Source organism: Culicoidibacter larvae, from assembly GCF_005771635.1.
Lineage (GTDB): Bacteria > Bacillota_I > Bacilli_A > Culicoidibacterales > Culicoidibacteraceae > Culicoidibacter > Culicoidibacter larvae.
Genome location: NZ_VBWP01000029.1, coordinates 1 through 575, shown reverse-complemented (window position 1 = coordinate 575; position 575 = coordinate 1). Strand labels below are relative to the sequence as shown.

Below are 575 nucleotides of genomic sequence, written 5' to 3'. Positions count from 1 at the left end.
GTGATTGCTACTGCAGGCATTGGCCAAAATATGGTTATGGCCAAACTGGCGCTCGATCTCGAAGGCAAGAAACGCCGGGATTTAATCGCAGAGTGGAACTATGATTCGATTCCAAGGAAACTATGGCCACAAAGTAATTTAAACGATATATGGGGGATTGGCAGCAAAACAGCTAAAAAGCTCTATACAATGGGCATATATAACATGGGCATGCTTGCTAATTACGATCCCGAAAAGCTGAAGCAGCACTTCGGGATTATTGGTTACGATTTATTCCTCCATGCAAACGGCATGGATCTCTCGAAGATACAAGATAAGTACAAACTTTTCGGTGGCAAACACTTAAATGCTGGAGAAACACTCTTTCAAGATTATTTCAACGATGAAGTATTGATATTGATCAGGGAAAAAATCGACCAACTTTGCAGCCGACTTGGTGATGATCGAATTGCCGGCGAGGTACATTTGTCCATTGGTTATTCTAAAACCGCAAACAAGAGGGGATTTGGCCGACAAAAAAAGTTGCCAAATAAAACAAGTGATCCCAATTTAATTTACGAGACTGCAGCAAGCAT

General features: G+C 41.6%; 1 protein-coding gene. It reads left to right on the top strand.

Annotated features, from left to right (window positions below):
* The coding region (locus FEZ08_RS12125) for a DNA polymerase Y subunit UmuC family protein (RefSeq protein WP_479684292.1) at window positions 1-575 on the top strand (575 nt) is incomplete at both ends.